Here is a 7,768-nt window from a genome sequence, read left to right as displayed (position 1 = left end):
TTTTTTGTTTTGGGAGAATTAAAACTAGTAATCCCTAAAATATTTGAAAAACAATTTGAGTTATTTAATGAATCAACTACATGAAGAATTAATGGTTTTTTATATTGGAGTAATAGTTTCTCATCCGGTAAATTCATTCGAGTACCTTTACCACCTGCCATAATCAGACCAATCATATTGATACAAATACCATCAAGGAAGCAAGTCTTGTAAGCTCGTTAGTAGCACCAAGTACATCACCAGTTATTCCTCCAAAACTTCTAGTGGATATAGATAAGAGAAATATAGTTAGAGTGAAAGTCACACCTAACATCACCAGTCCAGTAGTTTCACCAATAATAATTACAGGGATAATCATAAGAATGAAGGCTACTGAGAGTTTTTTCTTATCTTTCATAAACATCACGAAAGGAGAATTTGAGCCCAAAGATGCGGAATTACCTAAACTTGCCATCAATACCATTGAAAATTTTGCTAAGATTTCACTAATCAGAATTGCTCTAAACAAATCAAATCCGCTAGTCAAAGAAATTGTGATTATCAAGCCAATGATATACAAAATAACTGCAACAATTCCTGCAGAACCTGTTGAGAGATCTTTCATTGCGTTAAGCTTCTTATCTTTAGTTCCTTTCACCATTAATCCATCTGCAAAATCTGCCAAACCATCTGTATGATGTATTCCAGTAATAATTGCAATAGACGCTACAACTAGCAAACTAACGATCAATGGATCTAAGAAAAAGGATAATCCAAAACCAAATGAACCTACTAAAATTCCTATTGCAATTCCAACGATAGGAAAAAAATACATGTATTTTGCAATATTTTCCAACGTTGCATTTGAAGATGGAATAATAGTTAGAAAAGAAAAAACAGAACTAATTTCTTTAAGCATGAACCCACCATCCAACAAGTGTTAAAAGAGAAATTATCGGGATACTTACCATTCCAATAAAAAGTATAGAAGTTAGTTTCATTATTTTAATTGCCGAGTACACATGCATATTTGTCAGTATAACTTCACCATCACCTAGATTGTAGTGATTAATCTTTTCAAATTTTGTTTCAAGAGCTCCCGCTAATGCGGCCATAGGATATCCCGCATTTAGACTTTCAGTTTTTTTACCATCTCTAATCATTACCTTGTAAGACTCCTTCCAATTATTTTGTAAAATTGCAGCTGAAACAATCATGATTAATCCTGTTAGTCTTGATGGAATGTAATTCAAAATAGTATCACATGATGCTGCAAACCAACCAACATTTTTGAAGATATCAGTTTTGTATCCAATCATTGAATCTGCAGTATTAATTACGCGATATACAAAAGCTCCAGGTAATCCAAAAAGAGCATAATAGAACAACGGTCCCGTAATGCCATCTACAGTATTCTCACTAATACTCTCTAAGACTCCTGAAATAATGTGATTTTTGTCCAAATTTTTAGTATTTCTCTTAACAATCATAGACAAATTTGTTCTAGCTCTCTCTAAATTATCACCATCTAGAGACACCAACACAGCTTTAGCATGATTTTCCATTCCTCGTATAGCAATTGTGGTTTTTAGCAACAATCCACCAACCACCACAGACATAATGATTGAGAGATATTCAATTGTGAGTAAAGATATTACATATTCAAAACTCCAAATAAACATGACAACGATACTTGAAGAAACAACCACAACTGTTATTCCACCAAGTTTTTCCAGAGTTGAATCTTTATTTTTTACAATAGGAACTAGTTTTGCAATTAATATTCCAATCCAAGCTGTTGGATGATATTTATTTTTAGGATCTCCAAAGATAAAATCAAGAATTATTGCAATCCCGATAACTAGTGTTAATTCAAGAATCATTGTATCATCTTCTCAATTGTTTTTATATTGATATTGGATTTGACAGTTTCTGCCAATCTGTTTAATTCATTATCAATTTTTGAGATATTTTTTTTGTTCCAGATAATATTTTTGGGTTTTGCATTAAGAGAGTCTTCTTCAGGCAAATTCAATGTCATCATTGGAATAGTTCCTAAAACTGGTACATTCGTAATTTTCTTGAGTTTGTTAAATCCAGGTTTCAATACATCGATATCTCCTCTAAATTTGTTTAACACAAATCCCTTTACAAGTTTTTGATATTTTTTTTCAATTAGAGTCATAGTTCCAACAAGACTTGCAAACGAACCACCTTTATCAATATCAGATACTAATAAAACAGATGCGTTTGCTTTTTGTGCAATTTTCATATTTGCAATATCAAATTTTTGTAAATTAATTTCAGCAGGTGATCCTGCCCCCTCTAAAATTACCAAATCAAAATTATCCTGTAAAGTTTTTAGAGATTTTAAAGCAATTTTGATTCCTTGAGTATTTACAAATTTTTCATAATAATCTTTAGCATGCATTTTCTTGTAACGCTTTCCATTTAGATATACAAGACTATTGTAATCGCCTACTGGTTTTAGTAAAATCGGATTCAGGTCAGATGTGATATTACATCGTGCGCCAATAGCTTGAATAGCTTGAGCACGAGAAATCTCAAATTTGGGCGTGACATATGCAAAATTTGACATGTTTTGAGATTTGAACGGTGCAACACGATAACCTTTGTCAGAAAAAATTCTGCAAAGAGCAGCAACTAAAGTAGTTTTTCCAGCACCAGAAGATGTACCTTGAATCATTAAAGATTTCATTTAATTTTCTCCAATGCTCTTACAAGTTTTAGATTATCTTTATGGGATTTAACTGCAATTCTAATGTGATGACTGTCTAGACCTCTAAAATTTTTACAATCCCTAATCAATATTTTATGTTTAAGTAATTTATGTTGTAATTTTGTTGAAATGTATTTTGTTTTAATTAAAATAAAATTTGTAGAGGATTCATAGCAATAAAATCCATCTAGTTTAGAAATTGTGTTTATTAAATAATTTAATTCTTTTTTAATTACATTATTTGATTTTTTTAGATGGGATGTATTTTTTAGTGATATGATTGCTGCATCTTGTGCTAAAGAATTTACACTCCAAGGAATTTTTATTTTTTGCAGTATCTTGATTATTGGTTTAGAAGCTGCAGCATATCCAATTCTTATTCCAGGTAACCCAAAAGATTTTGTCAATGAACGCAAAACAAAAAGATTATCATATTTCTTGACATAAGATATTACAGAATCATTGGATCCAGGAACCATTTCAATAAAGCATTCATCAACAAATACAATTGAAGATAGTTTTTTTGCGGTTTTAATGATATGTAATACTTGATTTTTTGTCAAAAGTTTGCCAGTAGGATTATTAGGATTACAAAGAAACACACATCCTTGTTTAGGTATTTTTGAAAGAAATGAATCCAAATTTTCAGACAGATTCATTGTTTTAAAATATGAAATTTTACAATTGTTTAATTTTGCAGCAGTTTCATATTCTTGAAAAGTTGGCACTGGAATCAATACTTGGGAATTTTTAGATAAAAATGCAAAACAGAAATTATAGATTATTTCTATTGCACCATTTCCAACTATCAAATACGACTTGTCCAACTTGGTATATTTTTTTAGGCTTGAAATTACTTTGGATGAACTAAAATCTGGATATCTTTGGATAACGTCAAGATTTTTTTTAAGAGTGGTTTTTACTGCTTGTGGAACTCCTATCGGAGTAATATTAGAGCTGAAATCTAGAACATTTGATTTTATCAGAGCATTTTTCCCACCATGGATCACAGGAATATGTCTAATAATGGAGGATTTTTGTTGTATTTTCACAGTTCCAAATAGAGTTCGCTGATTTAGTATGTTGTGGTAATTCAGAAAACGATTATTAATTGAAAGCGATCAACTAACAGATTATGGATAAAAAAAGAGTTGCAATCATTGGTGTTACTGGTTCTGTAGGACAGGAATTTGTCCAGTCATTAAATAATCATCCATGGTTTCAAGTAACTCAAATTGCAGCATCTGAGCGTTCTGCTGGTAAAAAATATCTCGATGCAATTAAGGATTCAAGTGGAATTATAGCATGGGATGTTGGAGGCGAAATTCCTGAATATATCAAAGATATGACAGTAAAATCAATTGATGAGTTAGATGTTTCTCAATTAGACCTAGTGTTTTCTGCAGTTGAGTCAGAAGCTGCTAGAGATATTGAGACAAAAATGGCTGCAGATTTACCGGTGATTTCAACTAGTTCTGCTTATAGATATGAAGAAGATGTACCGATACTCATTCCAGGAATTAATGATGAACAAACAGAATTACTTGAAATTCAAAAGAAAAATAGAAACTGGAAGGGTTGGGTAGCACCATTACCAAATTGTACCACAACAGGTTTAGCAATTACATTAAAACCATTACTTGAAAAATACGGAGCAAAGAAAGTTATGATGACTTCAATGCAGGCAATATCAGGAGGTGGAAAATCAGGAGTATCCGCAATGGGAATTACCGACAACATTATTCCATATATTCCAAAAGAAGAAGGAAAAGTTAGGATGGAGACAAGAAAAATTTTAGGTAAACTAAAGGATGGGAAAATCGAAGATGCAGATATCAGAATTAGCTGTACTTGTACCAGAGTACCTGTAATAGATGGACATACTGAATCTGTGTTTGTTGAAACAACTGAACAAATAGATCCTACAAAAGCAAAAGATACCTACAACCAATGCAATAAGGATATTTCTGTTTTAGGATTACCATCAGCACCTGAAAACTACTATGCATTTCATGAAGATCCTACAAGACCTCAGCCTAGAATGGAAAGATCTGTTGGCGATGGAATGACTACAACAATTGGAAGAGTGGAAAAAGAAGAACTATTTGATAATGGTCTCAAATACATGCTGTTCTCACACAACAAAAAAATGGGTTCAGCAAAAGGAGCGGTTTTGTTAGCTGAGATGTTATACAAAAAAGGCAAGATTTAGATTATTTATTGCAATTTTTTCAATAATAACTTTATAAGATCCAGAAATCTAGATCGACACAGGTGTTTTAAACGGTAAAAGTTGATGACTTGGATTTACAAATTTTGTCAGAATTATCGGAAGATGCATCAATTTCAGTTCCTCGTTTATCAAAAAAAATCAATGTTAACTCATCTGTAGTATATTCAAGAATCAAAAGACTAGTAAAACGAAAATTAATTGAACGTTTCACAATTGTTGTAAATGATAATGAACTTGGATATACTGTCAAAGCTTTGACCGGGATTAACATGGATACAAAAAAACGTGATCATATTATTGAGGAATTATTCAAGATTGATGGGGTTCGGGAAGTGGCAGAGGTTACAGGTAGATTCGACATTTTGGTAACAATGTATGCAAAATCATTAGATCAAATGCATAAATTGGTCTCTGAAAAAATTGGCAGAATTGAAGGAATTCAGTCTTCTGAGTCTTTTATTGAGATGAAATCACGAATGAAAGCAATGCCATATATGCCATCAAAGGATAGTGAATAACATTGCAAAAACAAAAATCAGAATCACGAGTTGCGGTATACTATGAATTAACAAAGCCAAAAATTTGGTATTTGCTTGTATTTACTGCATTTGGTGCTGCATTAACCGCATCTAATATTTACAATATTGAAATTTCACCTGCAACTTGGATTTTGATGTTATTTTCAGTGGCAGCAGGTTCAGCAGCTGCCAACACTTTGACAAATTATCATGATAGAGATATTGATGCAGTAATGGAGCGTACAAAAGGCAGACCCCTTCCATCAAAGAGAATCTATCCTGCCGTCAAAGCCAGAAATTTTGGATTAGCATTAGCTGGAATATCACTGGTTTTAGCATTTGGGATTTCTTTTACTACCACACTAGAACAAGGTGCATGGGCAACAGCATTCATTGCATTTGGGTTAGTCAACAACATCATAGTTTATTCATATGTCTTAAAACGAAATTCAAGAACTAACATAATTTTAGGCGGATTATGTGGTGGTTCACCACCAATGATTGGATGGGTTGCTGTAAGTATGTCAGACTTGTGGACAATGGGTCTTGCAATGGCAGGATTAGTGTTTATTTGGATCCCAATGCACATTTGGGCTTTGACGCTACATTTCAAAGATGATTATAATAAAGTAAATGTTCCAATGTTAACAGCAGTTCAATCAGAAAAAACTTCAGCAAGGGCAATTGCAGGTTCAACTGTTGTGATGGTGTTATTTTCAATTGCACCATTCTTCTTAACAACTGAAAGTGGTGAAAGAATGATAGGTGATGTATATCTCTGGACAGCAATTGCATCAGGAGCACTGATGATAGGATTATCAATCTGGGTGATCATCAAACCCATGGAAAAAGCAGCATGGACTTTGTTTAAATTTTCTAGTCCTTATCTGGCAGTATTGTTTATTGCCTTAATGGTAGATTCTGCATTATAAAATACTGCCATTATTATCTAGGCTGTTAAGTTCTTTAGTAATTTTTGAATGTTTTTCTACTAACGATTCAAGATCATTTTTTAAATCTATAGAACTCCATTTTGAATTTACAAGTGATGATAATTTTACAACAATACTCCATTGAAGATTATTTTGCTCATCGATTAACTCTAAAAATCGCTTTCCTTTTTCATCATCATTCATGATTTTTCGACATAAGGCAATCATAAAAAGTTAGCAGGAACATTACATTATTTCAAAGTTTTATTAGTAAATCATGACTAGCCAATATATTGAAGTGTAGTATTTCAGAGTGCAAAGAAAAAGCAGCAGAGACTGTAAAAATTAGTTTTAGAGAAACGAGAAATTTATGCATGAATCACTACAAATTATTTAAAAATAAGGATGAAAAGCATTTGCCGAGTTTTTCTAAAGCGTCTAAAATCTAACAGATGAATGTTCAAACCTCAAAATTATTGAAAGATTTAACATCTACTATTTTTAAACTAGAATATGGCTACCAAGAAAAAAACTCCGGTTAAGAAGAAACCAATTAAAAAAACAAATTCTAATTCAAAAAAACAGGTTAAATCTTCATCGAATAAACCAGAATTTGAAAAGGCATGGAAAGATTACAATTCTGCGTTAAATGGTTGGAAGGAATCATTAGCACAATGGCAAAAGGCCACAAATGAAACTTTGATGACATATCATGACGCATGTCAAAAAGCTATTGAGTCGGATGCTGAATTATTAAAAAAAGTCAGTTCGAGTTGGGAGAACACATGGAAGGAAATTGGTCCAGAATATATCAAACAACAAACTAAGATGATTGAAAATATTTTCAAAGAAACCAATATTGAGTCAATAAAAAAATTCAATGAGCAATGGGAAAAATTTCTCAAAACGTCAGGGGATGATTCCATTATGGCTTATCAAGAGGCTATCAAAAAATTCAATCAAGCATGGAAAACACCGCAGGTATAATTGGATTAAATCATAAATCAAGAAAAAATATTATTTGTTCATTTTTCCAATTCTGAAAACTTTACTGTGACAAATAGAACATATTCCTCTAACACCATGTCTTCCATTTTTCATGACTGTTTCTTCTGCATTTTCAATTTTTCTTTTTGTTTTACACTTTACACAATAGGATTCTAAAGAAGTTGATTGGCTTTTGGGGGTTTCTGAATCACGGAGTTTTCTTTCAATATTGTCGAGTTTTTTATTTTGTTTATGTAACTTTTGAATAATTTTCTGTTCAATATTAGATTCTTCTAATTGTTTGATTTCTCTTTCTAACTTTTCTATTTTAGAGAATTGTTCTGGAGTAGGATCATCAAAAGAAGAGTTTAATTTGGAT

Annotated in this window: 10 protein-coding genes and 1 pseudogene; 4 read left to right on the top strand and 7 right to left on the bottom strand. The window is 32.0% G+C overall.

Going from position 1 to position 7,768, the window contains the following annotated elements:
- The 5 genes and pseudogenes from BD31_RS06475 to BD31_RS06455 all read right to left on the bottom strand — a co-directional run.
- A pseudogene (locus tag BD31_RS06475) lies at positions 1–161 on the bottom strand (NTP transferase domain-containing protein); the annotation flags it as partial.
- A gap of 11 nt (positions 162–172) precedes the next feature.
- Complete coding sequence (gene cobS, locus BD31_RS06470) at positions 173–898, bottom strand: adenosylcobinamide-GDP ribazoletransferase (protein ID WP_008300219.1); 726 nt, start codon at positions 896–898, stop codon at positions 173–175.
- Entirely contained in the window at positions 891–1,862 is a 972-nt protein-coding gene (locus BD31_RS06465; protein WP_008300204.1) for a cobalamin biosynthesis protein, read from the bottom strand. Before BD31_RS06465 ends, cobS begins: the two co-directional genes overlap by 8 nt.
- Positions 1,859–2,698, bottom strand: a complete 840-nt coding sequence (locus BD31_RS06460) for a cobyric acid synthase (RefSeq protein WP_008300209.1) — start codon at positions 2,696–2,698, stop codon at positions 1,859–1,861. The genes BD31_RS06465 and BD31_RS06460 overlap by 4 nt, the downstream gene beginning before the upstream one ends.
- Positions 2,695–3,771 carry a pyridoxal phosphate-dependent aminotransferase gene (locus BD31_RS06455; protein WP_048097530.1) on the bottom strand — a complete coding sequence of 359 codons (1,077 nt, stop codon included), beginning with the start codon at positions 3,769–3,771 and terminating at the stop codon, positions 2,695–2,697. The genes BD31_RS06460 and BD31_RS06455 overlap by 4 nt, the downstream gene beginning before the upstream one ends.
- A gap of 83 nt (positions 3,772–3,854) precedes the next feature.
- On the opposite strand from BD31_RS06455, the gene asd reads away from it, so the two are divergent.
- The 3 genes from asd (at position 3,855) to cyoE (ending at position 6,402) form a co-directional block, all read left to right on the top strand.
- Positions 3,855–4,931, top strand: coding sequence for an aspartate-semialdehyde dehydrogenase (asd, locus tag BD31_RS06450; protein ID WP_008300200.1), 1,077 nt, complete (start codon positions 3,855–3,857; stop codon positions 4,929–4,931).
- Positions 4,932–5,020: 89 nt separating this feature from the next.
- The gene (locus tag BD31_RS09835; protein ID WP_008300218.1) at positions 5,021–5,470 is read left to right on the top strand and encodes an Lrp/AsnC family transcriptional regulator; all 450 of its coding nucleotides are present in this window, start codon (positions 5,021–5,023) and stop codon (positions 5,468–5,470) included.
- A gap of 2 nt (positions 5,471–5,472) precedes the next feature.
- Positions 5,473–6,402 (top strand): heme o synthase, encoded by a 930-nt coding sequence (gene cyoE, locus BD31_RS06440; protein ID WP_008300214.1) that lies wholly within the window; start codon positions 5,473–5,475, stop codon positions 6,400–6,402.
- On the opposite strand, the gene BD31_RS06435 is transcribed toward cyoE, so the two are convergent.
- On the bottom strand, positions 6,397–6,606 hold the full coding sequence (locus tag BD31_RS06435) for a hypothetical protein (protein ID WP_008300215.1): 210 nt from the start codon (positions 6,604–6,606) through the stop codon (positions 6,397–6,399). The two genes, cyoE and BD31_RS06435, sit on opposite strands and share 6 nt — an antisense overlap.
- 309 nt (positions 6,607–6,915) lie before the next feature.
- Between BD31_RS06435 and BD31_RS06430 the strand changes: the two genes are divergently transcribed.
- On the top strand, positions 6,916–7,389 hold the full coding sequence (locus tag BD31_RS06430; RefSeq protein WP_008300212.1) for a hypothetical protein: 474 nt from the start codon (positions 6,916–6,918) through the stop codon (positions 7,387–7,389).
- Positions 7,390–7,419: 30 nt separating this feature from the next.
- Here BD31_RS06430 and BD31_RS10775 read toward each other — a convergent pair.
- Positions 7,420–7,768, bottom strand: a 349-nt coding sequence (locus BD31_RS10775) for a DUF5679 domain-containing protein (protein WP_008300206.1), incomplete at its 5' end; no start/stop codon positions are given.

It is taken from the genome of Candidatus Nitrosopumilus salarius BD31 (genome assembly GCF_000242875.2).
GTDB classification, from domain to species: domain Archaea; phylum Thermoproteota; class Nitrososphaeria; order Nitrososphaerales; family Nitrosopumilaceae; genus Nitrosopumilus; species Nitrosopumilus salarius.
Note: the sequence above shows the minus strand (reverse complement) of the source record. Positions and strands in the feature narration are given on the sequence as shown.

What these genes read in the sequence shown, in the direction of transcription:
- cobS (WP_008300219.1), bottom strand. Translation starts at nt 898, where the DNA reads ATGCTTAAAGAAATTAGTTCTGTTTTTTCTTTTCTAACTATTATTCCA.
- BD31_RS06465 (WP_008300204.1), bottom strand. Translation starts at nt 1,862, where the DNA reads ATGATTCTTGAATTAACACTAGTTATCGGGATTGCAATAATTCTTGAT.
- BD31_RS06460 (WP_008300209.1), bottom strand. Translation starts at nt 2,698, where the DNA reads ATGAAATCTTTAATGATTCAAGGTACATCTTCTGGTGCTGGAAAAACT.
- asd (WP_008300200.1), top strand. Translation starts at nt 3,855, where the DNA reads ATGGATAAAAAAAGAGTTGCAATCATTGGTGTTACTGGTTCTGTAGGA.
- BD31_RS06435 (WP_008300215.1), bottom strand. Translation starts at nt 6,606, where the DNA reads ATGAATGATGATGAAAAAGGAAAGCGATTTTTAGAGTTAATCGATGAG.
- BD31_RS06430 (WP_008300212.1), top strand. Translation starts at nt 6,916, where the DNA reads ATGGCTACCAAGAAAAAAACTCCGGTTAAGAAGAAACCAATTAAAAAA.